The sequence below is a fragment of the Limimaricola variabilis genome (genome assembly GCF_034371605.1).
Taxonomy (GTDB): Bacteria; Pseudomonadota; Alphaproteobacteria; order Rhodobacterales; family Rhodobacteraceae; genus Limimaricola; species Limimaricola variabilis.
In genome coordinates, this window is sequence record NZ_CP139691.1 from 1,052,900 (window position 1) to 1,078,044 (window position 25,145).

Sequence of the window (25,145 nt, forward strand, 5' to 3'; positions counted from 1 at the left end):
GGAAACGTGAGAGCGGCCCGCGTGACGCAAGTCAGCAGGAAATGATGCAGCCGATGATGTTGCTCGTGCTCGTCATGGCCAGCGATCTAGCAGCCGCACCCCGCCCCGTCCAGCGTTTCGCGCGATTGACAGCGGCGCGGCCCTGCGGCCTGTTGCGCTGCATGACGCTTTCGCATCGCATCACCCGCATCACCGGCGGCGGCCCCGACGGCTGGGACCTGTTCCGCAAGGCCCGCCGCATGATCGCCGAGGGCCGGCCCGTCGTCGAGCTGACCATCGGGGAACACGACATCCGCACCGACTCGCGCATCCTCGACGCGATGGATGCGGCGGCGCGGGACGGGCATACCGGCTACGCCGCGGTGCCCGGTATCCCCGAGCTGCGCGCCGAGATCGCCCACCGCGTCACTGCCCAGAGCGGCATCGCCACCGCACCCGAGGAGGTGCTGGTCGTTCCCGGCGGTCAGGCGGCGCTGTTCATGGCGCATCATGCAAGCTGCGATCCGGGCGACGGTGCGCTCTATATCGATCCCTATTACGCCACCTATCCTGGCACGATCCGGGGCGCAGACGCCGTGCCCCTTGCCGTCGAGGCGAGGGCACGGGACGGCTTCGTGCCCCGCGCCGAGGCGATCGAGGCCGTGATCGACGGCTTCGAGGGCCACGCGCGATCGCTGCTGATCAACACGCCCAACAACCCGACCGGTGCGGTCTACGGGCGCCCGGCGCTTGAGGAGATCGGCGCGCTGTGTGGGCGCCGCGATCTCTGGCTGATCTCGGACGAAGTCTATGAAAGCCAGGTTTGGGAGGGGGAGCATCTCAGCCCGCGCGCCCTGCCCGGTCTGGCCGAACGCACGCTTGTGGTGGGATCTCTTTCCAAGGGTCATGCCATGACCGGTAGCCGGGTCGGCTGGATCGTCGGCCCGCGCGCCGCGATCGCCGCGCTGGAGGACCTGGCGACCCACATGACCTACGGCATTCCGGGCTTCGTGCAGGACGCCGCGCTGCACGCGCTCCGCATGGGGCCGGCCTTCGAAGCCGAGGTGGCCGCGCCGTTCCGGCGGCGGCGCGACATCGTCGCGCGGCTCCTTGCGGCGCAGGACGTGGTGCGGGCGGTGCCGATGCAGGGCGCGATGTATGCCTTTCTCGACATCCGGGCGACCGGTCTCGAGGGTGAGGCCTTCGCCCTCGCGCTGCTCGGAGAAGAGGCGATCGCGGTGATGCCGGGGGAAAGCTTCGGCCGTGCGGCGGCGGGGCATGTGCGCGTGGCCCTGACCGTGGCGGATGACCGCTTCGAGGACGCCTTGCGCCGTCTGCTCGGCTTCGCGGCGGAGCAGGCACGAAAAAGGGGGCCGTGACCGACCCCCTCTTGGACCGCCATGGCGGCCCTTGTCCCGATCGAACCGGCCCGGCGGAAACGCCGGGCCGGTGTGCGATCAGAACTGGTAGGACACGCGCAGCGCGGCGGTGGTCGCGTCGAGATCGACGTCGCTGTCGCCCAGGTCCTCGAACTCGTGCTGCAGCACTTCGCCGCCCACGATGATGTTCTCGCTGACCTTGTAGTCGACACCGGCACCGTAGACGTAGCCGTCGAACTGGTCGTCACCGGCGACTTCGTCCGCGGTGTAGGCGCTAGCGTAACCAGCGGTCACGTAGGGCAGGAAGGCGCCGGCGTCGTAGCCCGCGCGCAGCTTGGCGGTGGCCACGCCGTCGATCTCGGCGCCCGCATCCTCGTCACCGATCTCGGTGCCGACATAGGCGATCTCGCCGCCCATCACGAAACGGCCGAAGTCGTAGTTGTAGCCGAGCTGGGCACCGTAGGTAGCGCCTTCCTCGTCGAATGCGCCATCATCGGTTTCAGCTTGGCCGTAGCCGAGCTGGCCGCCGACATAGAGGCCGGTCCAGTCGGCGCTGGGCGCCACGGCGACGGGGGCAACGGCGACCGGGGCCGCGGGGGCCACCGGGTCGGCGACCGGCATGGAGAGGCCGCCAGCGAAGGCGGGGGCGGCAACAACGCCGAGGGCGAGTGCAATGGAGGAGGTCGTGAACTTCATGGTAGCTCCTGTTCTTCAAAGCCCGGCCGCCGGAAAATTCAGGGAGGCGACGACCGGAACGGACGGACCGGCTGTTCCAGCCCGTCCGCGCCTACAACACATGACGCAGTATGAAGTTCAATGCAGTTCCGCAAAACCGCACAACCCTGTCGCGGCAGCGGGCAAGCCCCTGCCGTCAATAGGCTAAATCACGCCGAAGTGGCGTGGTTGCTATCCCGCAACACCTGCAGCACCGCCTCGGCCGGCACATCAGAGGTGACGAAGGCCTGCCCGATGCCGCGCGCCAGGACAAAGCGCAGGCGCCCGTCGCGGACCTTCTTGTCCTGCCCCATCAGACCCAAGAGCGCTTCGGCCGGCGGCAGCGTGCCGGGGATGTGGCTCAGATCCGAGCGCATGCCCATCGCCGAGAGATGCGCACGCAGCCGCGAGGGGTCCTCCTGCGGACACAGGCCGAGCCGGGCCGACAGGTCGAAGGCCAGCGCGCAGCCGATCGCGACCCCCTCGCCGTGACGGAGCCGGTCGGAATAACCGGTGGCCGCCTCCAACGCGTGGCAGAAGGTATGGCCGAGATTGAGCAGCGCGCGGTCGCCCTGCTCGGTCTCGTCGCGCATCACGATCTCGGCCTTCATCTCGCAGGATCTCCGGACCGCCTCGAGTCGGGCGGCGCGGTCGCCATCGCGCAGCGCCGGGCCTTGGGCCTCGAGCCATTCGAAGAACGCCGCATCGCCCAGGAGCCCGTATTTCACCACCTCGCCATAGCCGGAGAGGAACTCGCGCGCGGGCAGCGTTTCCAGAAGCCCGATATCGGCCAGCACCATGACCGGCTGGTGGAACGCCCCGGCGAGGTTCTTGCCCTGCGCGGTGTTGATCCCGGTCTTGCCACCGACCGAGCTGTCAACCTGCGCCAGCAGCGTGGTCGGGATCTGCACGAAGCGGATGCCGCGCAGCGCGATGGCGGCCGCAAAGCCTGCCAGATCGCCGATCACGCCGCCGCCGAACGCGATCACCAGATCACCACGCTCGACCCGGTTCTCGATCAGCCACTCGGTCGCGCGCGACAGGCCCTCCCAGGACTTCGTCGCCTCGCCCGAGGGCAGCGCCAGACTGATCGAATCGATCCCCTCGACCGCCAGCCCGGCCTCGAGCGCGTCGAGATGGGCCGCGGCCACCGTCTCGTCGGTCAGGATCGCCACCCGGCGACGGCCCATCAGCGGCTTGAGCCACTGTCCGGTGCGCGCCAGGATGCCCGTGCCGATATGAATGTCGTAGGCGCGGCCGGGCAGATCGACCCGGACCGTGGCGGGGGCGGTGGCGGTCATCTTCAGCTCTCCAGTATGTCGGGCCGCGTGGCGAGCAGCGCCAGCACCCGGTCGGTGGTGGTGTCGATCGAATCGCCGGGCCGCGCGATCAGCCGCAGCGGCGCCTGCGCATAGACCGGGCGACGCTCCTCGAGCAGCCGCGCCAGCGTGCCGCGCGGGTCGGGCGTCCGCAGCAAGGGGCGTGTCGACTTGTGTCGCACGCGCTCCCAGAGCAGGTCGAGATCGGCATCGAGCCACAACGCCACGCCGCGTTCGGCGATGGCTTCGCGATTGCGGGGCGCGAGAAAGGCCCCGCCCCCGGTCGAGACGACGCGCGGCCCGGCGTCGAGCAGCCGCGACAGGACCTCGCTCTCGCGGGCGCGGAAGAATTTCTCGCCGTCACGGGCGAAGATCTCGGCGATCGAGCATTTCGCCGCCTCTTCGATGGCCGCGTCGCTGTCGACGAAACCGCAGCCGAGCCGGGCGGCGAGTGCCTTGCCGATGGCGGTCTTGCCCGACCCCATCATGCCGACCAGCACCACCGGCCGGCCGAGCCGCGCCGCTCGCGTCCGCCCCGTCCTGTGCGCCCTATCCGCCCCCATTGCTCCCCCGATCGCGACCCGACCGGCGGGCCCGTGCAAATTCATGCCCTGAATGACGTGATCTCGCTCGAAAGACCAGTTATGAATCGCTCGAAAGAGGCGGCGCGCGGCCGCCCGTGGACCGGGGCAAGAGGACGAGCGGGATGTTGAGACGACTGATCTGGGCGCTGGTGAAAGCGGCGCTGATCCTCGTGGTGCTGGCGGCGCTGGGGCTTCTGGCCTACGCCTATGTGGGGCCGATGCTGTTCCCCGCGGATTTCGCTGCCCCCGCCACGGAGGTGGTGAAGCCCATCACCCTCGAGATCGGGCAGTGAGCCGGGCGGGGCTGGCCGTCGCGCTGCTGCTGCTGGGCCAAGGCGTCGCGGCGCAGGAACAGCCGGAGGACGGTGCGCCGCTCTCGGCGATCGACTGGCTGTCGCGCTCGGTGGCACCGCTGCCCGAGACGCCCGGTGCCGGCGCGACCGAGCCGCCCGTCGCCGACAGCGCCGCTGCTCCGCAGGTTACCGTGCAGCCGCTCGACGCCAACCCGCCCGACGCGGTGGGTCTGGTGGCGCCGCGAATCTCGGGGCTGCCGCGCGGACTGTGGTCGCAAAGCGAGCAGGATCAGCTCGCCGCGCTGATCGCGGCGCAGAAGCTCGACTCGCTCCCCGCGGTCGAGCAGTTGCTGCGGCTGCTGATGATCGCCGAGACCGACCCGCCCCGTGACGCCGATGCCCGCGGCACGCTGTTTCTCGCCCGGATCGACCGGTTGCTGGAGATGGGGGCGCTGGAGCCGGCCGCCGAGATGCTGGCCGAGGCCGGCCCGGACGAACCCGAGCGATTCCGCCGCTGGTTCGACACCGCCCTGCTCACCGGCGAGGAGAACCGCGCCTGTCGCGCCATGCGCAACAAGCCGACGATCGCGCCGACCATGCTCGCGCGGATCTTCTGCCTCGCGCGCGAGGGCGACTGGCAAGCGGCGGCGCTGACGCTGAACTCCGCCCGGGCGCTGGGTGAGATCACCGATCTCGAGGATGCGATGCTCTCGCGGTTCCTCGATCCCGACCTCTATGAGGGAGAGCCGCCGCTCGAAGCTCCGGAGCGGGTTACGCCGCTGGTCTACCGGCTGCTCGAGGCGGTGGGCGAAGCGATGCCCGCCTCCGCCCTGCCCCGTGCCTTCAGCCAGGCCGACCTGCGTCCGACCAAGGCGTGGCGGGCGCAACTCGAGGCGGCCGAACGGCTGGCCCGCCACGGCGCGATCGAACCGGCGCGGCTGATCGGTATCTATACCGATCGCGTGCCGGCTGCCTCAGGCGGCGTCTGGGACCGAGCCAAGGCGGTCCAGGCGCTCGATACCGCGCTGCGCGACAACGCGGCCGACAAGGTGGCCGCCGCCCTGCCCGAGGCTTGGGAGGCGATGCGCGAGGCGCGGCTCGAGGTGCCCTTCGCGCAGCATTACGGCACCGATCTCGCGGCGCTCGACCTTGAGGATGACGCCGCCGATCTGGTCTTCGAGATCGGCCTGCTCGGCCCGGATTACGAGGCGGCCGCCCAAGCGCGCACGCCGCGCGATCCGCGCGAAGAGCTGTTGGTGGCGCTGGCGCGCGGTGTGCCGGATGATGCCCGGCCCGAGACCGACCCCGAGGAGCCCATCGCCCTCGCGGTGCTGAGCGGCTTCACCGAGGCCGAGCCGTCACAGCCACTGCTCGACATGATCGACGAGGGTCGCGTCGGCGAGGTGATCCTGCGTGCGATCTCCTTGATCGACGAAGGCCAGGCCGGGGATACCGGCGCGTTGGCCGAGGGGCTCGCCACGCTGCGCATGGTCGGGCTCGAGGATCAGGCCCGGCGCATCGCGCTGCAATCGCTGCTCTTGGGGCGCCACGGGTGAGCGCCACCCGCCCCATGGGGCACTGGATCTCGGCCTTTCTCGAAGCGCAGGCGGCCGAGCTCGACGCGGCGCGCAACACGCTCCTGGCCTATGGGCGCGACCTCAACGATTTCGCCGGCTGGCTGGCGCGGCGCGAGGCACATTTCGCCACCGCCACCCAGGACCAGGTCGAGGACTACCTGGTAGCCTGCGAGGCCGAGGGGTTGTCGAGTGCCACACGGGCCCGTCGGCTTTCCTCGATCCGCCAGCTCTACCGCTTTGCCTTCGAAGAAGGCTGGCGCGAGGACAATCCCGCGATCCGGCTCAAGGGGCCGGGCCGGACCCGGCGCCTGCCCGGTACGCTCACCCGCGAGCAGGTCGAGGCATTGCTCGCCGCGGCCCGCAGCCATCCACGCGATCCGCTGCGCGCCACCTGCCTGATGGAACTGCTCTATGCCACCGGCTTGCGGGTGTCGGAACTGGTAAGCCTGCCGGTCGCATCGCTCAGGGGCGATCCTGAGATGCTTCTGGTGCGCGGCAAGGGCGGGCGCGAGAGAATGGTGCCACTGTCGCGCCCGGCCCGCGCCGCCGTGGCGGCGTGGCTCGAACGCCGCGACGCACGCGAGGCCGAGGTTACGGCGGCGGGCAAGCCCGCGTCGCGCTTCCTGTTCCCGGCGCGCGGTCGCGACGGGCACCTGACCCGTCAGAGCTTCTTCGTGATGATCAAGGAGCTGGCCGCCGCAGCGGGCCTGTCCCCCGACCAGGTAACGCCGCATGTGCTGCGCCATGCCTTTGCCAGCCATCTGCTCGCCGGTGGGGCCGATCTGCGCGCGATCCAGGCGCTTCTCGGGCATGCCGATCTCTCGACCACCGAGATCTATACCCATGTCCAAGGCGAGCGATTGAGCGCGCTGGTGCACGAACATCACCCCCTCGCACGGCCACTTCGGCGCGGCGAGGGTTGAACCTGCGGCCCCACGGTCCATAAATCAGGGGACCATCCAACCGCGAAGGACCCCATGGACACCGCCCTAGACGCCGCCTTCTGGATCACAGCAACCGCGATCCTCCTCCTGCTGGTGGCTTCGGCCTTCTTCTCGGGTTCCGAGACCGCACTCACCGCCGCCTCGCGCGGCAAGCTGCGCGCCGCCGCCGATCGCGGGCATCGCGGCGCGGCGCAGGCGCTGCACGTCACCGAGGACAACGAGCGGCTGATCGGCTCGGTGCTGCTCGGCAACAACGTCGTCAACATCCTCGCCACCTCGCTGGCCACCGCCCTGCTCACCCGGGTCTTCGGCGACAGCGGCGTGGCGGCGGCGACGCTGGTGATGACGCTCCTGGTGCTGATCTTCGCCGAGGTGCTGCCCAAGACCTATGCCATCACCAACGCCGAAACGATGGCCAGCCGGGTGGCGCGGCCCATCGGCTGGGTCATCCTGATCTTCGCGCCCGTCGTCTCGGCCGTGCAGGTGCTGGTGCGAGCCCTGCTACGCATGTTCGGCGTGCGCACCGACCCCGATACCAACGTGCTCGCAGTGCGCGAGGAGATCGCCGGCGCGCTGAGCCTTGGCCATGAGGAAGGCGTGGTCGATCGCGAGGACCGCGACCGCATTCTCGGCGCGCTCGACCTCGGCGACCGCACGGTCGAAGAGGTGATGCTGCACCGCTCCAACATCGCGATGATCGATGCGAGCCTGCCCGCGACCGAGATCCTCAAGCTCTGCCTCGACAGCCCGCATACGCGACTGCCGCTCTATCGCGACGAGCCCGAGAACATCGTCGGCATCCTGCACGCCAAGGATCTGTTGCGCGCGATGCACAAGATGATGGGCGACGGCGCGGTCGAGACCGCGGAGCTCGAGAATTTCGACATCATGGATGTCGCGATGACGCCCTATTTCATTCCCGAGACCACAACGCTCGACGACCAGATGCGCCAGTTTCTGCGGCGGCACACGCATTTTGCGCTGGTGGTGGACGAATACGGCGCGCTGCGCGGCCTGATCACGCTCGAGGACATCCTCGAGGAGATCGTCGGCGAGATCTCGGACGAGTTCGACGCCGAGCGCGAAGAGCCGATCGCGATGACCGAGGACGGCGCCTACATCATCGACGGCTCGATGACGATCCGCGACCTGAACCGGCGCCAGGACTGGAACCTGCCCGACGAGGAGGCCAACACCATCGCCGGCCTGGTGATCCACGAGGCACAGATGATCCCCACCGAAGGCCAGGTATTCAGCTTCCACGGCTTCCGCTTCGAAGTGGTCGCCAAGGAAGAGAACCGCCTCGCGACGCTGAAGATCAGGCCGCTCGATCCGAGCTGAGCTGTGAGATGACCTGAACCGCTATGCAAAAAGCCGGTCCGCTATGCGGGCCGGCTTTTTCCCTGGGTTGGTTGGTTGCGAGGCGCCTATGCGGCGCCGAGCCGGGCTGCATCGCGATCGGGACGACGCAGGATCGCGACTTTCGACGCCGGATCCTGGATCGGCTCGCGCTCATGCGACAGCCGCAGCCAGCGGCCGTCATCGTCGAGATAGGTGGACGCGCAACGGGCGCGCAGCGGCGCCGAGCAGCAGTCGCGCCATGCGACGACACGGTAGCTGAGAAGCACGGTGTCGCCTTTTCGGGTCACGTTCTGATCGTACAATTCGATCGCCTCCCATTGGCGGGCGGGTTTGAGACCCTCCAGCGCATCGGCACGGTCCTGCAGCCCAGCGGGATATGGGATGACCATGGCAGCGCCCGGAGCCAACTCCCGCTCGTAGAAGGACGCGCCATCGAACCAGTGCTGTTTTTCCTGCGACCAGAGTTCCTCGGTCTTCGAATCCATGCTGTTCCTCCCCTGCATGATATTCTTCGCTCCCGTGGCACGAACGTTACACCAATGTTTCCGTTCCGTCAGCAACGTTAAACCGTGGGTTATGTCTAAAATCGTACACTCACTTCAGTGGTGTGCATTCACCGCCAATAGTCCTTGGCTTGCAGCCAGTTGGCCTTGGCGACACAGATTTGGCCGGAATTCGTGAACGGCGCGATTGAAGCAATCTCCTGTTAGCGGTTTCGTGATATGTTGATCCTGCCGGGCATGGCGCCCGGCGTCCTCCCTGTCAGACTTGCCGCGCCCTCGGGCGCGGTTTTTTTGCCGCATGTCCCGCCACTTGGCCCCGCTGCTTAGCGGTTGACGCGACGCTCGGCATTGCGTAGCTTGCGGCCAATTAGTCGGCCAAGTCCGACAGGGAGAACCGGGAAAGGGGTCGCTCGCGCGGTCCCTTTTTCGATTCGGCGGATCGCCGCGGCGTATCCTCATTCCCGCCTGACAGGACCCGGGCCGCGTGTTAAGCCGCTGTCGAAACAGACAAACGGGACCGCTACATGTCGAACCGACTGACCCTTCTGGCCAGCGCCGCGCTGCTGGCCCTCGCCGCCCCGCTGACCGCGCAGGAGGCCGCGACGCCGGCCCCCACCGAGCAAAGCGACGCCCCCGCCGACGCCGCCCCCGCAGAGACCCCGGCGGCGCCCGAAGCGCCCACGGAGGCCGAAGCGCCTGCCGATGCCGAAACCCCGGCAGAGGCCGACGTGCCCGCCGAGACCGAAGCACCGGCAGCCGAAGCGCCTGCTATGGAGGCACCCGCCGCCCCCGAGGGTGAGCGCCCGGGCCAGCCCTACGTCGCCGAGACCCATGGCGATTGGTCGCTGCGCTGCATGCGCGTCCCCGAGGGCGAGGCCGAGCCGTGCCAGCTTTACCAGCTGCTCGAAGATGGTGAGGGCAACGCCGTGGCCGAGGTCACCGTGCTGCCGCTGAACGCCGAGTCGCAGGCCGCGGCCGGCGTCACCGTGGTCGCGCCGCTGGAGACCCTGTTGACCGAACAGCTGAGCGTCTCGATCGATGGTGGCCAGGCGGCCCGTTATCCCTTCGGCTTCTGCAACCGGGCTGGCTGCGTGGCACGCTTCGGCCTGTCGCAACCGCAGCTCGATGCCTTCAAGCGCGGCGCCAAGGGAACGCTGCGGATCGTGCCCGCCGCCGCGCCCGACCAGGAGGTCCTGCTCGACATGTCGCTCTCGGGCTTCACCGCGGGCTTCGCGGCAGTTTCCGAACGCGCGCAGTAATACGGCCCATAGGCCTATCGACGGCGCGGTCCCGAGTGGGCCGCGCCGTTTTCACGTTCGGTTGCCAATCCTTGATCAGGCGGCCTTGAGGGCCAGAACCGCGTTCATGCCGCCGAAGGCAAACGCGTTGGACAGCACCGCCTCGACCCGCGCCTCGCGCGCCTCGTTGGGCACCACGTCGAGCGGGCAGTCCGGGTCAGGCGCTTCGTATCCGATAGTCGGCGCGATCACGCCCTCGCGCAGCGCCATGATGCAGGCCAGCAGCTCGACCGCGCCGGTGGCGCCGATCAGGTGGCCATGCATCGACTTGGTCGAGGAGATCATCAACTGCTCGGCGGCGGAGCCAAAGACCTGCGCCACGGCGGCACATTCGCTGCGATCATTGGCGGTCGTGCCCGTGCCATGGGCGTTGACATAGCCCACCGCCTCCGGCGCGAGGCCCGCATCGCTCAGCGCGGCCCGCATCGCCCGGACGGCCCCTTCCGTCGAGGGCATGACGATATCGGCCGCATCCGCCGTCATGCCGAAGCCCGTGACCTCGGCCAGGATCTCGGCACCGCGGGCGCGGGCATGTTCGTATTCCTCGAACACGAACACCGCCGCCCCCTCGCCCTGCACCATGCCGTTGCGGGTGGCGCTGAACGGGCGGCAGCCATCCTTGGACATCACCCGCAGCCCTTCCCAGGCCTTGATCCCGCCAAAGCACAGCATCGCCTCCGAGCCGCCGGTGAGCATGGCCCGGCACATGCCGGAACGGATCATCTGGAAGGCCAGCCCCATCGCGTGGTTCGAACTGGCGCAGGCGGTGGCGACGGTAAAGCTCGGGCCGCGCAGCCCGTAGGTCATGCTGACATGGCTCGCGGCGGCGTTGTTCATCAGCTTGGGCACGACGAAGGGGTGAACACGGTTCTTCCCCTCCTCATAGACGGCGCGGTAGCTGTCATCCGAGGTGCCGAGGCCCCCGCCGGCGGTGCCCAGCACCACGCCCGACATCTCGCCCGCCTCGCCGTCGAAGGTGATCCCCGACTGCGCCATTGCCTCGGCCGCGGCGATGAGCGCGAACTGGGTGAAACGATCGTAGAGGACGATCCGCTGGCGGTCGAAATGCGCCTGCGGGTCGAAATCACGGACCTGCCCGCCGATGCGCACCGAAAGGCGCTCGGCGTCGCGCAGGTCGAGCGGGCCGATGCCGCAGCGTCCCTCGCGCATCGCGGCCAGCGTCGTGGGCACGTCGTGGCCGAGGCTGTTTATCGTGCCCGAGCCGGTGATGACGACGCGACGCGCGCCGGTCATGCGGCGGCGTGCCGGTCCTGGACCAGCCGCTCGACCGCGGCGACGATCGCCCCGACCGAGGAGATGTCGAAGCCGCTCTCCTCGGGGGCGTTGGCGTTGAACGGCACCGAGATGTCGAACGCCTCCTCGATCGCGAAGATGCTCTCGACGAGACCGAGACTGTCGATTCCGAGATCGGCCGGGCTCTGCTCCGGCGTCACGTCCGCCGGCTCGAGCATCGCCTGATCGGCGATGATGGCAATCACCTTTTCACGCAAATCCATCCGCCCCGCATCCCCTGCAGCTGCTTGTCCTGCCCCTGATCTAATCGCTGCGACGCCGCATTGGAACCATGAATGGCCGCTTTCAGCCCTTGCGGGATGCCGCAAGGTCACGCATCAGCCGCGGCAGCCGGCGCAGGGCCTTGTAGCTCTCGACCTGGGTGTCGATCTTGGTCGCCGGATAGCCCATCATCACCCGCCCTGCCGGTACGTTCGACAGCACGATCGAACCGCCGGTCAGCACGACGTCGGCACCGATGACGAGGTTGTCGGACACCCCGACCTTGCCGCCCAGAACCGAGCGATCGCCGATCGTCACCGAACCGGCGAGGCCGACATGGCCGCAAAGCAGGCAGTGATCGCCGATGACGCAGTTGTGGCCGACCTGCACGAGGTTGTCGATCTTGCTGCCATTGCCGATCCGCGTCGGGCGGATCGTCCCGGCGTCGATCGTGGCGCAGGCGCCGATCTCGACATCGTCCCCGAGCGACACCGCGCCAAGGCTGTGGATCCGGTGCCAGGTCGGGTCGGCATCCGCGCTGACGCTGCCCTGCCCCAGCTCGGCCCGCGCGCTCTCGACGTGGCTCTCGGCCTCGGTGACGAAGGAGAAGCCATCGCCGCCGATCACCGCGTTGGGCTGGACGATCAGGCGCGCGCCCGCGACGACGTTGCGACCCAGCCGCGCCCCGGAATGGATCAGCGCGCCCTCACCGAGCCGCACGCCCGGCCCGATCGACGCCTGCGCCTCGATCCGGCTGCCGGCGCCGATCACCGCGCCCGCGCCGATCACGGCGAGCGGACCGACATGAACATCGGCGCCGATCTCGGCCGAAGGATCGATGACGGCCGAGGGGTGGATGCCAGGCTCCGCAGGCATGGGGTCGAGGAGCTGGGTCAGCCGCGCCATGGCGAGACGGCCACGCGGTGCGATCACTGCGCCCGCCAGACCCATCGCCTGCCAGTCGGCATCGGGCCAGACCAGCGCCGCCCGCGCGCTCCCCTGCTGCAGCGCCTCCGCGTAGCGCGGCGACATCGCAAGGGCGAGATCGTCGGCGCCCGCCATGCCCGGCTCGGCCGCGCCGGTGATGCGCAGGCTGCCATCGCCCTTCCATTCGGCGCCAAGCGCCTCGGCGATCTGTTGCAACGTGTAATTCATGCGCGGTCCCCTTGGCTTCGGGGCTGCGATCTAGCTCGCCGGGCCGAGGATCGCCACCCCCTCGCGCGCCAGGGCCGCCCAGATCGCCGCGTCGCGGCCATAGACGTCACGGCGAAACTCCAGCCGACCCTCGGGGTCGGTGAACGCGGTTCGGTAGATCAGATGCACCGGCACCGGCGTCTCGAGCGAGACGCGCGTCTCACGGCCGGAATTCAGCCGCGCGCGGAAAAACCCTTCGGGATCATCCTCCTGCGCCGCCAGCAGCGCATGCGCGAACTCGAACGGGTCGTTGAGTCGGACGCAGCCATGGCTGAAGGCGCGCACCTCACGGCCGAACAGCGACTTGGCCGGGGTGTCGTGCAGGTAGATGTTCCAGCGGTTCGGGAACATGAATTTCACCAGCCCGAGCGCGTTCGAGTTCGACGGCGGCTGGCGCATCGAGAATGGGAAGCTGCGCGCGTCGTAGCGCGAGAAATCGATGGCGTTGCGGCTGATCTCGCGGCCGGATCGGTCGGTGATCAGGATCTGGCTGGCGGCATTACGGTTGCGCTTGAGCTGCGGCAGGTACTCGTTCACCACGATCGAGCGCGGCACGTACCAGCTCGGATTGATGACCATGTGCTCCATGACATCCGAGAATTCGGGCGTCTGCCGGTCCGGCATCTCGGCGCCGATGACCGAGCGGGTCCGGAAGGTCTCGACCTCGTCGTCGACGATGGTGGCGCTGAAATCCGTCAGGTTGACCAGCACGTGCCGACGGCCACGCTCCATATTGGTCCAGCGCTCGCGCTCCATCGCGACCAGCACCGATTGCAGCCGCTCCTCCACCGGGCGATTCAGCTCCGCCCGCGTGCCGGGGCCGACCACGCCATCCACCGCGAGGCCGTGCCGCGCCTGGAAGTCGCGCACGGCCGCGACCATCGCCTCGTCCATCACCGCGACGGTGGTCGGGGCGAGATAGCCCATCGCGATCAGCCGGTCGCGCAGCGCCACGACGGCCGGGCCGCTATCGCCCTGGGAAATCTTCGTCTCCGGAAGCCGCGGCCCCCAGCCACCGGTATCGAGCGCATGCTGCAGCTCGGCCCGGGCCCGCATCAGCCGGCCATATTCGGGGTTCGACGGGGCGAGATCGCGCAGGAAGACGACCGGGTCCGCGTCGAGAAACGCGACCAGCGTCTTGGCCGGATCGCGCAGCGGCACCTCGCGTCGGATCAATGGCACGACCCGGCCAGGCTCGAGCATGCCGGTCTGCACGTCGCGGGCATAGCGCAGGAAGGCCCGCGTCAGCGCCACGTCCATCTCGGCCCGCTCCTGCACGGTCTGTGCATCCCGCATCCGGGCCATCAGCCCCTCGGGGTCGTAGCGCGACCGCGGCAGGCCATGCGCATCCGCCCCGGCCAGCGCCGAGAGAAGCGCGTTGCGCCGCGCCACCGCAGCCGCGTCGGTGCCGGTCCAGATGCCCGCGAAGCCATGCGCGCGGTAGCCTGCGGCCAGCTCCGACTGCCCGGCCACTGTTTCGGCGAGGGCCTGACGGAAGGGGCTGACCTGCGCCTGACCCGCGACCGGCATCGCCAGCGCGGCGATCAGCCCGGCCGGAAGACACAGACGGCGCAGCTTGGGAAGGAGGGAGGGGATGGGGACAACAGACATGCGGCACCGGCTTCGAAACGGACCTCGGGGATCTCGATCAGGACATAGGCCCGGCCACGCGGCCCGGCCATCGGCTCGTTTCCCACTGACGCGCAACGTGGCAAATGCGCAGCAATCGGGTCGCTCCAGAGACCCAATGCGGGCGCGTTGCGCAAGTTCCCGCCGATTTGGCCTTTCTTCACCCTGTTATCGGATAACCACCCTTGGTCGAGTCGTCCTCCCATGCGATAGAGGGTCTGCATCTGGGGATGGATGGCAAAAAACGCCCGTGAAACTGCGGGCCCACAGGTAAGCGACGGGACAGGCGCTCACATGATGAACACTCTTCGCACGGCGGGCATGACCCGCCGCGGTCTCCTTGGCGCGTTCGCGGCCACGGCAGTCACCGCAGCACCCACCTACTCGAATGCAGCAGGATTCCTTCGGCGCGCGGGCGACGTGCGCAGGCTTTCCATGTACTCCGAAAGGACCGGCGAGAAGATCGACACGATCTACTGGATCGAGGGGCAGTACATTGCCGAGGCGATCCGCGAGATCAACGTCTTCATGCGCGACTGGCGCAACAACCAGATGATGGACATCGACACCCGCACCGTCGACATCATGGCCGCCAGCCACGCCCTGCTCGAAGTCAACGAACCCTTCATGCTGCTGTCGGGCTACCGCTCGCCGGCGACCAACGCGATGCTGCGCAGCCGTTCCTCCGGCGTCGCCAAGAATTCCCTGCACCTCAAGGGCCAGGCCGCCGACCTCCGGCTCGCCTCGCGCTCGGTGGGCCAGATGGCCCGCGCCGCCAAGGCCTGCAACGCGGGCGGTGTCGGCACCTATTCCGGCTCGAACTTCGTCCACATGGATTGCGGCCCGGTCCGCAGCTGGGGCAGCTGAGCCAAAACCAAAAGACTGGACCTGCTGCACAGGTCGAGAGGGCGCTCCCGCAAGGGGCGCCCTTTTCTCTTGGGGCTCAGCTTTCGGCGAGCCGCGCCGCCACCTTCGTCATCAGCGCGGCGATGCGGACGGCCCGGGCCGGCATCTCGCGACCCCGCCGTTGCAACAGGTACAGATCGCGATGCCGCGGATGCGCCAGCTCCGCCACCTTCAGGCGATCGCGATCGGCGAACGCCTCGAAGCCGCTGCGCGGCAGCACCGTATAGCCGACACCATCCGCCACCGGCGCCGGAATCTGGCCGATCTGGTTGACGAAGGCCCGCACGGCGAGATGTTCGGCACCGCGGAACTCGCCCGGAAAGTTGAGGGCGAACAGCTCCTCGGCATAGAGCCAGCCATCGGGATGCGCGATGAACCCCAGCGCCTCCAGCTCGGCAAAGCGCGTATCCTCCATTCCGGTCGGCAACAGCAGGCACAGCGCCTCGCGGCCGATCTGCTCCGCCGCGAGGCGGGGATCCGACGGGGCGTGATCCACGACCCCGAGGTCGAAGCGCCCTTCGGCCACCCCGTCTATCACCCCACGCTGCGGCACGGCCTCGAGCCGCAACCTGAGTCTGGGCGCCTCGCGCAGCACCGGCCAGAAGGCGGGCTGCAGGGCCATGGCAAAGCTTCCCGAACATGCGACCGAGACTTCTCCGGCCTCGGGATCGTCGGAGCGGATCGCCTCGCGCAGCCTTCGCTCCTCGTCGCGCCGGTTCCGGGCCAGTGCGAGGACGGCCTCCCCCGCCGGGGTAAGCATGAATCCCTTGCCCTGCCGGCTCAGCAGCGGTCGCCCGACCTGTGTCTCGAGCTTGCGCAGATGCTGGGACACGCCGGGCTGGGTCATGTTCAGCCGCTCGGCCGCACGGGTGAAATGCCCGGTCTCGACCAGCGTGGCGAAGCTTTCGAGCCACAGGGCATTCAGCATAAGAAATCACGAACCGTTATCAAAATCATGCCACATGATAATTTCACGTTCGGATCGCGCAAGCATAGCTCTCCTCTGTCAGCGATGGAGAGACCCATGACCCCCTATCCCAGAAGCTTTTCGCATATCGGCCTGTCGGTTCCCGATCTCGACGCCGCCGTAACCTTCTACCGCGACGTCCTCGGGCTTTACGTCATCATGACGCCGACCGAGGTGATCGAGGACGACAGCGACATAGGCCGCATGTGCACCGACGTATTCGGGCCCGGCTGGAAGCGGCTGCAGATCGCGCATCTGGCTACGGCGGACCGGATCGGGATCGAACTGTTCGAGATGGACGGCAACCGCCCGCCCGAGGACAATCTCGATTTCCGCCGGCACGGCACCTTCCACTTCGCGGTCCAGGACCCGGACATCGAAGGGCTGGTCGCGCGGATCGTCGCCGCGGGCGGCAAGCAGCGGATGCCGATCCGCGAGTACTTCCCCGGCGAGAAGCCGTACCGCATGTGCTATGTCGAGGACCCGTTCGGCATCGTCTTCGAGGTCTACAGCCACGGCTACGAGCTGACCTATTCGGCCGGCGCCTACGACTGAGCCCCGCAGCTCTCCCAGAACAGTCCCCGAAACGACAAGGGCCGCCCCGAAGGGCGGCCCTTGTACGTTAGGAAGCGAGAGAGGCTCAGGCCTCGTCGTCGAGCGCCTCGACGGCCTTCTGGAGATCTTCCTTGGAGACCTCCTTCTCTTCGACCTTGGCCTGCTCGAAGATGTGGTCGATGACCTTGTCTTCGAAGATCGGGGCCTGGATCTGCTGGCGCATCTGCGGGTTCTGCTGGACGAACTCGAAGAACTGACGCTCTTGGCCGCGATACTGACGCGCCTGATTGAGGATCGCCTGGGTCAGCTCCTGGTCGGTGACCTTGACGTCAGCCTTCTGGCCGATCTCGGCCAGCAGGAGGCCCAGCTTCACGCGACGCTCAGCGAGCTTCACGTGCTCCTCGGTCGGCTCGATCTTGCCGTGGTCGTGGCCGTGATCCTCGGGATGCTCCTCGTGGTAGAGCTGGTGCGCGATCTGGTTCGCCTCGGCCTCGACGAGGCTCGGCGGCAGGTCGAAGGACACCTTCTCATCGAGAATGTCGAGCAGCTTGCGCTTGGCGACCGCGCGCGAGGCACCGGAATACTCGGCCTCGAGACGCTCGGCGATCTGCGCCTTCAGGGAGGCGAGATCCTCGGCGCCGAACTTCTTCGCCAGCTCGTCGTCGATCTCGGCCTTCTGCGGGGCCTTCACCGCCTTGACCTTGCACTCGAACACGGCGGCTTTGCCGGCGAGGTTCTTGGCCTGGTAGTCCTCGGGGAAGTTGACCTCGACGTTCTTGTCGTCGCCGGCCTTCACGCCCTTCAGGCCATCCTCGAAGCCGGGGATGAAGGAGTTGGAGCCGAGCACCAGCGGGTAGTCCTCGGCGGCGCCGCCTTCAAAGGCCTCGCCGTCGATCTTGCCCACGAAGTCGATGACGACCTGGTCGCCCTCTTCGGCGGCGCCGTCCTTGTCTTCGAAATTCTGCGCGGTCTCGGCAAGGTTGCCCAGCGCCTCGTCGATCGCGGCGTCGTCGGCCGAAACCTTCAGACGCTCGATCGAGATGTCCGAGAAGTCGGTCTCGGGGATCTCGGGCAGCTTCTCGTAGGAGACGGTGACTTCGACGTCGTCGCCTTCCTTCCAATCGTCATTGGCCATCTTCACCTCGGGCTGCATCGCCGGGCGATCGCCGCTTTCCTCGAGGTGGTTCGACAGCGCGCCGTCGATGCTTTCCTGCATGGCTTCGCCCAGCACGCGCGGGCCGAACTGCTTCTTGAGCAGCGACAGCGGCACCTTGCCCTTGCGGAAGCCCTTCATGGCGACCTCGGGCTGCGCCTCGACCAGCTTTTCCTGCACCTTGGCGTCCAGTTCGGCGGCGGGCAGCGTGATCTTGTAGCCGCGCTTGAGGCCGTCGTTGAGGGTCTCGGTGACCTGCATCTGTCGTCCTTTTCCTTCGTGTCTCATGGTGCGGGTGAAGGGACTCGAACCCCCACGCCTTGCGGCGCCAGAACCTAAATCTGGTGCGTCTACCAGTTCCGCCACACCCGCATGTCTCTGTTGGGGGCGGAACGGCCCCCGAAATCTCGGCGCTGTCTAGCAAAGCCCGAAGCCGCGCGCCACGGGAAAAAGCGACGACCTTGCGGCGGGGCTAGAGACCCAATTCGCGCAGCAGGCCGGGCAGCTGCTCAGGGAGATCCTCGGCGATGAGCCCCGGCCCGAAACGCCGCGCTGCGGCACTATGGAGCCAAGCCGCCGTAGAGGCCGCGTCGAAACCGTCGCGCCCGCGCGCCATCAGCCCCGCCGCGATCCCCGCGAGCACGTCGCCCGCCCCCGCCGTGGCAAGCCACGGTGCCGCCCGGTCGTAGACGCTGGCATTGACGCGAGCGCGGCCGTCCGGGGCGGCGATCACCGTGTCCGGCCCCTTGAGAAGCAGCGTGCAGCCCCTCCGCGCGGCAGCCTCGCGCGCGGCGTCGAGCCGCGAGAAGGCCGGGCCGCGGGTGGTCGGACCGGTCATCCGATCGGCGAGATCCGGGCAGAGCCGCGCGAACTCGCCCTCATGCGGGGTGAGCAGGCAGCCCGGATGCAACGCGCCGCGCAGCCCGTCGTCATTCGCCACCAGCGTCAGCGCATCGGCATCGAGCACGGTGGCGCGCCCGGCCGACAGCGCCTGCGCGACCAACGCGCGCTCGCGCGCCCCGGTGCCGAGGCCCGGCCCGAGCAGCAGCGCATTGAGCCGGGCGTCTTCGAGCAGCCCGGCCAGCGCCTCCTCGTCGCGCACAGACCGCAGCATGATCGCGTCGAGCCGGGCCGCGTTTTCCTGCAGCGCGGCCGCCGGGCAGCCCAGCGTCACCAGCCCTGCCCCGATCCTGAGCGCCGCCCGCGCCGCCATGCGCGCCGCACCGCCGCGTCCGACCCCGCCCGATAGCACCAGCGCATGGCCGTAGCCGTATTTGTGGCCCGCCCGCTTCGCGAGATCTGCCGGCACGCCGGTCAAGGCGATCTCCCCGCCCACGGCATCGAGGCCGATGTCGCGCAGATCGAGCCGCCCGCAGCGAGCCGGTCCCTCGGCCAGCACATGGCCGCGCTTGGGCGCGTGGAACGTCACCGTGAGATCCGCGTCAAGGCAGGTCTCGCCGATCAGCCGGCCGCTCTCGGAACACAGCCCCGATGGCAGGTCGATCGCCAGTCGCCGCGACGCCCTCACCTCGCGCAGCGCCGCGATTTCGGCGCCGAGCGGGCGGCTCAGCCCGATCCCGAACAGCGCGTCGATCACCAGCTCCGCGCTGGCAGCGGAGCTGGCCGCCCCGTCCCAACCACCGATCTCTCCCATCTCCCGCCACAGCGTGGCCTGCCCCGCCGCGTCAGGGTGGCTCGCCGGGGCCAGAGCGTGCAGCGCCACCCGCATGCCACGCGCCGCCAGCATCCGCGCCGCCGCGTAGCCGTCACCGCCATTGCCGCCCGGGCCACACAGCACGCAGATCCGGGCGCCGGGCTGCAGTTCAGGCCACTGCGCATCGATCGCCGCGACGACGCTGGCCGCCGCGCGTTCCATCAGAACCGCGCCGGGCGTGCCGGCGGCGATGGCCCGGGCCTCGGCCGCGCGCATTTCGGCGGCACTCAGCAGCCACGCCCCGTCGAGACTGCCCACGGAACGGGCGTCCATCTGATCCTGGAGCGGCCGAGAATTCCCAAACTGCATCAATAACCACCATCATGCACAATTTTTAATCACGCCTCGGCTTTTTTCGGTGGCCGCCCGGGGGCGCCCCGGAGCCGATGATTGAGGTCGCATCACCGGCATGGTTTCACCCCTCAGAACGCGGATGCAAGGGAGTCGCGCGACATGAAGAAGATCGAGGCGATCATCAAGCCCTTCAAGCTCGACGAGGTGAAGGAAGCGCTGCAGGAAGCGGGCGTCCAGGGCCTTTCGGTGGTCGAGGTGAAGGGCTTTGGCCGTCAGAAGGGCCATACCGAGCTCTATCGCGGCGCCGAATACGTCGTCGACTTCCTGCCCAAGGTGAAGATCGAGGTGGTCCTGCCGGACGACCAGGTGGAGCGCGCCATCGCTGCCATCGTCGACGCTGCCAAGACCGACAAGATCGGCGACGGCAAGATCTTCGTCAGCCCGGTCGAACAGGCGATCCGCATCCGCACCGGCGAATTCGGCGACGACGCGATCTGATCGCGGCGGCGCAGGGGCTCCGGCCCCTCATTCGAACACGAACCAACAAGGAAAGCATTCAGATGGACAGCTCCAAGCTTCTGAAGATGATCAAGGACGAGGAAGTCGAATACGTCGACATCCGCTTCACCGACCCCAAGGGCAAGCTGCAGCACGTCACCGTGGTCGCCGACCTCGTCGACGAGGACTTCCTCGAGGAAGGCTTCATGTTCGACGGCTCCTCGATCGCCGGCTGGAAGTCGATCGACCAGTCCGACATGAAGCTGATGCCCGACAATGACAGCGCCTATGTCGACCCGTTCTACGCCGAGAAGACGCTGTGCATCCATTGCACCGTGGTCGAGCCCGACACCGGCGAGCCCTATGACCGCGACCCGCGCGGCACCGCGCTGAAGGCCGAGGCCTACCTCAAGTCCTCCGGCATCGGCGACACCGCCTATATGGGCCCCGAGGCCGAGTTCTTCATCTTCGACGACGTCCGCTTTGCCGTGACCTCGAACAAGGTCTCCTTCTCGGTCGACGCGATCGACGGCGCCTGGAACACCGACACCGAGTACGAGGTCGGCAACACCGGCCACCGTCCGGGCGTCAAGGGCGGCTACTTCCCGGTCAACCCGATCGACGACGCGCAGGACATGCGTGGCGAGATGCTCTCGACCATGAAGCGCATGGGCATGAAGGTCGACAAGCACCACCACGAGGTGGCGTCGTGCCAGCACGAGCTGGGCCTGATCTTCGGCACGCTGACCAAGCAGGCCGACGAGATCCAGAAGTACAAGTACGTGATCCACAACGTGGCCCAGGCCTACGGCAAGTCGGCGACCTTCATGCCGAAGCCGATCTCGGGCGACAACGGCTCGGGCATGCACGTCAACATGTCGATCTGGAAGGACGGCAAGCCGCTCTTCGCCGGCGACAAGTATGCCGACCTGTCCCAGGAGGCGCTCTACTTCATCGGCGGCATCCTGAAGCACGCCAAGGCGCTCAACGCGATCACCAACCCGACCACCAACAGCTACAAGCGCCTGATCCCGGGCTTCGAAGCCCCGGTGCTGCGCGCCTACTCGGCTCGCAACCGCTCGGGCTGCGTCCGGATCCCGTGGTCGGAAAGCCCGAAGGCCAAGCGCGTCGAAGCCCGTTTCCCGGACCCGGCCGCCAACCCCTACCTCGCCTTCTCGGCGCTGCTGATGGCCGGCCTTGACGGCATCAAGAACAAGATCGACCCGGGCTCGGCCTCGGACAAGGATCTCTACGACCTGCCCCCCGAGGAGCTGGCCGAGATCCCGACCGTCTGCGGCTCGCTGCGCGAGGCGCTCGAGGCGCTCGAGGCCGATCACGAGTTCCTGCTCGCCGGCGACGTGTTCACCAAGAGCCAGCTCGAGGGCTACATGGCGCTCAAGTGGGAAGAGGTCTACGCCTACGAGCACACCCCCCACCCGGTCGAATACAAGCTGTATTACAGCTGCTGAGACCCGGTCATCGGTCAGATCACGGTCACGCGGGGCGCCCATCGGCGCCCCGTTTTCGTTGCGTCACATCCGAATGAACCGCTTTGCACAACCAAGGGCGGTGCCGCAACGCGGCGAAAATGCGGCGCCCGCGGGGCGGAACGCCATGTGCGACCTTGCTAATTCCCCCATTCGCGCTCAGCGCGAACACATTTCTTAATCAAGGATGAAGGAACACCTCACGCGGCCTTCGTGCCAGCCCATTCGGAGACCGGTCATGTCAGATCCGATCACCAGCACGATCGCCCAGCTGCTGTTCCGCAGCGGGCCCGATCTCGACTTCCCCGCCCTCGTCGACGACCTGCGCACCGCGCTGCATGACTGCCCGCCACGCGAATGCGGGCTGCGCTGGGATCACGAGGACACTGCGGTGTTCGAGCTCGACAACGCCCGGATCATCCTCGCCTACACCTCCGACCTGCATGGCCGCTACGCGGCCTGCCTGACCATCGCGGTCGGAGCCGATGACAGCGGTGACTGCCAGATCGGCATCGCCAGCCACCAGGGCACGATCACCCGCCTGCTCGCCGACCGCATCAACGCACGTTTCCAGTCGGACCGGATGCTGTGGAAGACCAGCAGCCGCAGCGCCAGCGTCGAGATGATCGACGAAGCGATCGAGCAGCTGCCCGGGCTCGACCCGACCCGTGCCGGTCCGCATGCCGGCGAGGCCGAGATCGACCGCATGCTCGCCCGCTACGACGCGGAGACCGCCGAGCAGGTCTCCGAGCTCGCCCCCGAGGTACCGACCTCCCGGCCGCGCCGGCCGCGCCGCCCCCAACGTCCGGTCTATCAGACCGAGCGGCCGAAGCCTGTCCGCCGCAAGACGGTCGCACCGCTGCCCGCCAACGACATGCCGGCCGCGTCCCACCCGATGATTCATGAGATGCGGCTGATCCGCGAGGCGCTCGAGCCGAGCGAGGAAGAGGCCCGCGCCGAACAGCCGCGCAGTCTGCTCGGGCTGGCGCTGTCCAAGCTGCGCCACCGCTCGGCCGTCGCCGCGGCAACCGGGCTTCTCGCGGCGCTGGTGCTGCAGCACGGGGCCGCCATGGCGCAGGCCTTCCCGCCGCTCTGAGGCCACCTCCGGCCCGCCCGCATCGGCACGCCCTGCCCCGGCGTCATCCCGCGACCTTGTGCGGGCGCCGCCCAGCCCCTATGACCCCGGCGAACCCTCCCCGAACGAGAGAGCGCCGATGATCCCCCGCTATTCCCGCCCCGAGATGACCGCCATCTGGGAGCCCGCCACCAAGTTCCGCATCTGGTACGAGATCGAGGCCCATGCCGGCGACGCGATGGCCGATCTGGGCGTGATCCCGCGCGAGAACGCCGACGCGGTGTGGAAGGCCAAGGATGTCGAGTTCGACGTCGCCCGCATCGACGAGATCGAGGCCGTCACCAAGCACGACGTGATCGCCTTCCTCACCCATCTGGCCGAGCATGTGGGTTCGGATCAGGCGCGCTTCGTGCATCAGGGCATGACCTCGTCGGACGTGCTCGACACCACCTTCAACGTGCAGCTCACCCGCGCCGCCGACCTGCTGATCGCCGACATGGAGCGGGTTCTGGCCGCGCTCAAGGCGCGCGCGATCGAGCACAAGGACACGGTCCGCATCGGCCGCAGCCACGGCATCCATGCCGAGCCGACCACCATGGGCCTGACCTTCGCCCGTTTCTATGCCGAGATGGATCGCGGTCTCGCCCGGCTCCGGAACGCCCGTGACGAGATCGCCACCGGCGCCATCTCGGGCGCGGTTGGCACCTTCGCCAACGTCGATCCGCGCGTCGAGGAGCATGTCTGCGCCAAGATGGGCCTCAAGCCCGAGCCGATCTCGACCCAGGTGATCCCGCGCGACCGTCACGCCATGTTCTTCGCCACGCTGGGCGTGATCGCCTCGTCGATGGAGAACATCGCCACCGAGATCCGTCACATGCAGCGTACCGAGGTGCTCGAGGCGGAGGAGTTCTTCTCCAAGGGCCAGAAGGGCTCCTCGGCGATGCCGCACAAGCGCAACCCGGTGCTGACCGAGAACCTGACCGGCCTCGCCCGGCTGGTGCGCATGTCGGTGGTGCCGGCGATGGAGAACGTCACGCTCTGGCACGAGCGCGACATCTCGCATTCCTCGGTCGAGCGGGCGATCGGCCCCGACACCACGGTGACGCTCGACTTCGCGCTCAACCGGCTCGCCGGCGTGATCGAGAAGCTGGTGATCTACCCCGAGACCATGCTCAACAACATGAACAAGTTCCGCGGTCTGGTGATGAGCCAGCGCGTGCTGCTGGCGCTGACCCAGGCCGGGGTGAGCCGCGAGGACGCCTACCGGCTCGTGCAGCGCAACGCGATGAAGGTCTGGGAGCAGGGCGCCGACTTCAAGACCGAGCTGCTCGCCGACACGGACGTGACCGCGGCGCTCACGCCCGAACAGATCGAGGAGAAGTTCGACCTCGGCTACCACACCAAGCATGTCGACACGATCTTCGCGCGCGTGTTCGGCTGAGGCATCGCGGCGGGCTTCGGCCCGCCGCCCCCTTCAGATCAGGCCGAATCCGGAAGCCAGCGTCGCCGCTTGGGTCGCAGTGTTGGCGCCGAGCTTGGTGCGGGCGTTCTTCAGCCGCTGCTTGATCGCCCCTTCGGTCACGCCGAGCGCATGGGCGATCTGCTTGAGACGATAGCCGTCCTTGACCATGCGCAGCACCTCGATCTCGGCCTGCGTGAGGTTGCTCGGCGGTGCAGCACCGGCATGCAGCGTCACCAGGATCTCGTGCAGGAGGCCAAGTTCGCGGTCGCTGAACTCGCGATCGACCCGCGCGAACAGACCGATCGAACGCAGCCCCGTTCCCTCATCGGCATGCGCCGCCACCGCGCCGTAGCGCAGCCCGTGCTTCCAGGCCTCGGCGAAGACACCCTTCGGATCCTCGAGCGCGCTCCAGCGCGTCACGCCGCGGTTCGCATGCCCCCAGCGCATCGCCGGATCGTCCGGGAGCATTCGCTCCACGGTATAGAGGTCGATCCAATTTTTCGGCAGATGATTGTATTCTTCGAGCGGGAATGCGAAGCCGATCCGCAGCGCGATGTAATGACCGGCCGGCGAAAGGCGCTCCAGAAGGTCGGTGTCGATACGACCCGTCATCCGCCGAAGCCGGCGCGTTCCGGGGCGGGACGAATGCGTTCGACTGTCGCGCCGGTAACGATTTCACGCCTCCCTTGGGACATAGGTCCACGGGGGCACGGCATTGCGAACACGAAGGTAGACGACACAAAT

At 68.1% G+C, this 25,145-nt stretch carries 24 protein-coding genes and 1 tRNA gene; 12 read left to right on the forward strand and 13 right to left on the reverse strand.

The window, feature by feature from the left end:
* Positions 1–161: 161 nt before the first annotated feature.
* Positions 162–1,358: a pyridoxal phosphate-dependent aminotransferase gene (locus tag T8T21_RS05155; protein ID WP_322337063.1), complete on the forward strand. Its 1,197-nt coding sequence runs from the start codon at positions 162–164 to the stop codon at positions 1,356–1,358.
* Positions 1,359–1,436: 78 nt separating this feature from the next.
* Here the strand turns inward: T8T21_RS05155 and T8T21_RS05160 are convergent, their stop codons facing one another.
* The 3 genes from T8T21_RS05160 to T8T21_RS05170 all read right to left on the reverse strand — a co-directional run bounded on the left by T8T21_RS05160 (position 1,437) and on the right by T8T21_RS05170 (position 3,954).
* Complete coding sequence (locus tag T8T21_RS05160; protein WP_322337064.1) at positions 1,437–2,054, reverse strand: outer membrane protein; 618 nt, start codon at positions 2,052–2,054, stop codon at positions 1,437–1,439.
* Positions 2,055–2,242: 188 nt separating this feature from the next.
* Entirely contained in the window at positions 2,243–3,373 is a 1,131-nt protein-coding gene (gene aroB, locus T8T21_RS05165; RefSeq protein ID WP_322337065.1) for a 3-dehydroquinate synthase, read from the reverse strand.
* A 2-nt stretch (positions 3,374–3,375) separates the two neighbouring features.
* Positions 3,376–3,954: a shikimate kinase gene (locus T8T21_RS05170; RefSeq protein ID WP_322337066.1), complete on the reverse strand. Its 579-nt coding sequence runs from the start codon at positions 3,952–3,954 to the stop codon at positions 3,376–3,378.
* 143 nt (positions 3,955–4,097) lie between these two features.
* Between T8T21_RS05170 and T8T21_RS05175 the strand changes: the two genes are divergently transcribed.
* From T8T21_RS05175 to T8T21_RS05190, 4 genes are read left to right on the forward strand one after another with little or no spacing between them, the layout of a single operon-like run.
* Positions 4,098–4,268 (forward strand): hypothetical protein, encoded by a 171-nt coding sequence (locus tag T8T21_RS05175; protein ID WP_183469772.1) that lies wholly within the window; start codon positions 4,098–4,100, stop codon positions 4,266–4,268.
* Positions 4,265–5,824, forward strand: a complete 1,560-nt coding sequence (locus tag T8T21_RS05180) for a hypothetical protein (RefSeq protein ID WP_322337067.1) — start codon at positions 4,265–4,267, stop codon at positions 5,822–5,824. The genes T8T21_RS05175 and T8T21_RS05180 overlap by 4 nt, the downstream gene beginning before the upstream one ends.
* 14 nt (positions 5,825–5,838) lie before the next feature.
* Positions 5,839–6,768 carry a site-specific tyrosine recombinase XerD gene (locus tag T8T21_RS05185; RefSeq protein ID WP_322337456.1) on the forward strand — a complete coding sequence of 310 codons (930 nt, stop codon included), beginning with the start codon at positions 5,839–5,841 and terminating at the stop codon, positions 6,766–6,768.
* Between the two features lie 54 nt (positions 6,769–6,822).
* Positions 6,823–8,130 carry an HlyC/CorC family transporter gene (locus T8T21_RS05190; protein ID WP_183469576.1) on the forward strand — a complete coding sequence of 436 codons (1,308 nt, stop codon included), beginning with the start codon at positions 6,823–6,825 and terminating at the stop codon, positions 8,128–8,130.
* A gap of 86 nt (positions 8,131–8,216) precedes the next feature.
* Here the strand turns inward: T8T21_RS05190 and T8T21_RS05195 are convergent, their stop codons facing one another.
* Positions 8,217–8,636, reverse strand: coding sequence for a DUF4440 domain-containing protein (locus tag T8T21_RS05195; protein ID WP_322337068.1), 420 nt, complete (start codon positions 8,634–8,636; stop codon positions 8,217–8,219).
* 542 nt (positions 8,637–9,178) lie between these two features.
* Here T8T21_RS05195 and T8T21_RS05200 point away from each other — a divergent pair.
* On the forward strand, positions 9,179–9,913 hold the full coding sequence (locus T8T21_RS05200; RefSeq protein ID WP_322337069.1) for an invasion associated locus B family protein: 735 nt from the start codon (positions 9,179–9,181) through the stop codon (positions 9,911–9,913).
* Positions 9,914–9,988: 75 nt separating this feature from the next.
* On the opposite strand, the gene T8T21_RS05205 is transcribed toward T8T21_RS05200, so the two are convergent.
* From T8T21_RS05205 to T8T21_RS05220, 4 genes are all read right to left on the reverse strand, one after another.
* Positions 9,989–11,206, reverse strand: a complete 1,218-nt coding sequence (locus tag T8T21_RS05205) for a beta-ketoacyl-[acyl-carrier-protein] synthase family protein (RefSeq protein ID WP_322337070.1) — start codon at positions 11,204–11,206, stop codon at positions 9,989–9,991.
* On the reverse strand, positions 11,203–11,469 hold the full coding sequence (locus T8T21_RS05210; protein ID WP_322337071.1) for an acyl carrier protein: 267 nt from the start codon (positions 11,467–11,469) through the stop codon (positions 11,203–11,205). Before T8T21_RS05210 ends, T8T21_RS05205 begins: the two co-directional genes overlap by 4 nt.
* Positions 11,470–11,551: 82 nt before the next feature.
* Positions 11,552–12,622 carry a UDP-3-O-(3-hydroxymyristoyl)glucosamine N-acyltransferase gene (locus tag T8T21_RS05215; RefSeq protein ID WP_322337072.1) on the reverse strand — a complete coding sequence of 357 codons (1,071 nt, stop codon included), beginning with the start codon at positions 12,620–12,622 and terminating at the stop codon, positions 11,552–11,554.
* A gap of 30 nt (positions 12,623–12,652) precedes the next feature.
* Positions 12,653–14,272, reverse strand: a complete 1,620-nt coding sequence (locus tag T8T21_RS05220; protein WP_322337073.1) for a L,D-transpeptidase family protein — start codon at positions 14,270–14,272, stop codon at positions 12,653–12,655.
* Positions 14,273–14,584: 312 nt separating this feature from the next.
* Between T8T21_RS05220 and T8T21_RS05225 the strand changes: the two genes are divergently transcribed.
* Complete coding sequence (locus tag T8T21_RS05225) at positions 14,585–15,157, forward strand: YcbK family protein (RefSeq protein ID WP_407660114.1); 573 nt, start codon at positions 14,585–14,587, stop codon at positions 15,155–15,157.
* 76 nt (positions 15,158–15,233) lie between these two features.
* On the opposite strand, the gene T8T21_RS05230 is transcribed toward T8T21_RS05225, so the two are convergent.
* On the reverse strand, positions 15,234–16,124 hold the full coding sequence (locus T8T21_RS05230; RefSeq protein ID WP_322337074.1) for a LysR family transcriptional regulator: 891 nt from the start codon (positions 16,122–16,124) through the stop codon (positions 15,234–15,236).
* Between the two features lie 96 nt (positions 16,125–16,220).
* On the opposite strand from T8T21_RS05230, the gene T8T21_RS05235 reads away from it, so the two are divergent.
* Entirely contained in the window at positions 16,221–16,718 is a 498-nt protein-coding gene (locus T8T21_RS05235; RefSeq protein ID WP_322337075.1) for a lactoylglutathione lyase family protein, read from the forward strand.
* Between the two features lie 85 nt (positions 16,719–16,803).
* On the opposite strand, the gene tig is transcribed toward T8T21_RS05235, so the two are convergent.
* From tig to T8T21_RS05250, 3 genes are all read right to left on the reverse strand, one after another.
* The gene (gene tig, locus T8T21_RS05240; protein WP_183469592.1) at positions 16,804–18,132 is read right to left on the reverse strand and encodes a trigger factor; all 1,329 of its coding nucleotides are present in this window, start codon (positions 18,130–18,132) and stop codon (positions 16,804–16,806) included.
* 26 nt (positions 18,133–18,158) lie between these two features.
* A tRNA-Leu gene (locus T8T21_RS05245) sits at positions 18,159–18,243 on the reverse strand.
* 100 nt (positions 18,244–18,343) lie between these two features.
* A complete protein-coding gene (locus tag T8T21_RS05250; RefSeq protein WP_322337076.1) occupies positions 18,344–19,858 on the reverse strand; it encodes an NAD(P)H-hydrate dehydratase in 1,515 nt (504 codons plus the stop codon).
* A gap of 180 nt (positions 19,859–20,038) precedes the next feature.
* Here T8T21_RS05250 and T8T21_RS05255 point away from each other — a divergent pair, with 180 nt between their 5' ends.
* From T8T21_RS05255 to purB, 4 genes are all read left to right on the forward strand, one after another.
* A complete protein-coding gene (locus T8T21_RS05255) occupies positions 20,039–20,377 on the forward strand; it encodes a P-II family nitrogen regulator (RefSeq protein WP_021693083.1) in 339 nt (112 codons plus the stop codon).
* Positions 20,378–20,439: 62 nt separating this feature from the next.
* A complete protein-coding gene (gene glnA / locus T8T21_RS05260) occupies positions 20,440–21,846 on the forward strand; it encodes a type I glutamate--ammonia ligase (protein WP_183469594.1) in 1,407 nt (468 codons plus the stop codon).
* A 256-nt stretch (positions 21,847–22,102) separates the two neighbouring features.
* Entirely contained in the window at positions 22,103–22,960 is an 858-nt protein-coding gene (locus tag T8T21_RS05265) for a hypothetical protein (RefSeq protein WP_183469596.1), read from the forward strand.
* 118 nt (positions 22,961–23,078) lie between these two features.
* The gene (purB, locus tag T8T21_RS05270; RefSeq protein ID WP_322337077.1) at positions 23,079–24,380 is read left to right on the forward strand and encodes an adenylosuccinate lyase; all 1,302 of its coding nucleotides are present in this window, start codon (positions 23,079–23,081) and stop codon (positions 24,378–24,380) included.
* 33 nt (positions 24,381–24,413) lie between these two features.
* On the opposite strand, the gene T8T21_RS05275 is transcribed toward purB, so the two are convergent.
* Positions 24,414–25,013, reverse strand: coding sequence for a helix-turn-helix transcriptional regulator (locus T8T21_RS05275; protein ID WP_183469601.1), 600 nt, complete (start codon positions 25,011–25,013; stop codon positions 24,414–24,416).
* Positions 25,014–25,145 lie beyond the last annotated feature (132 nt).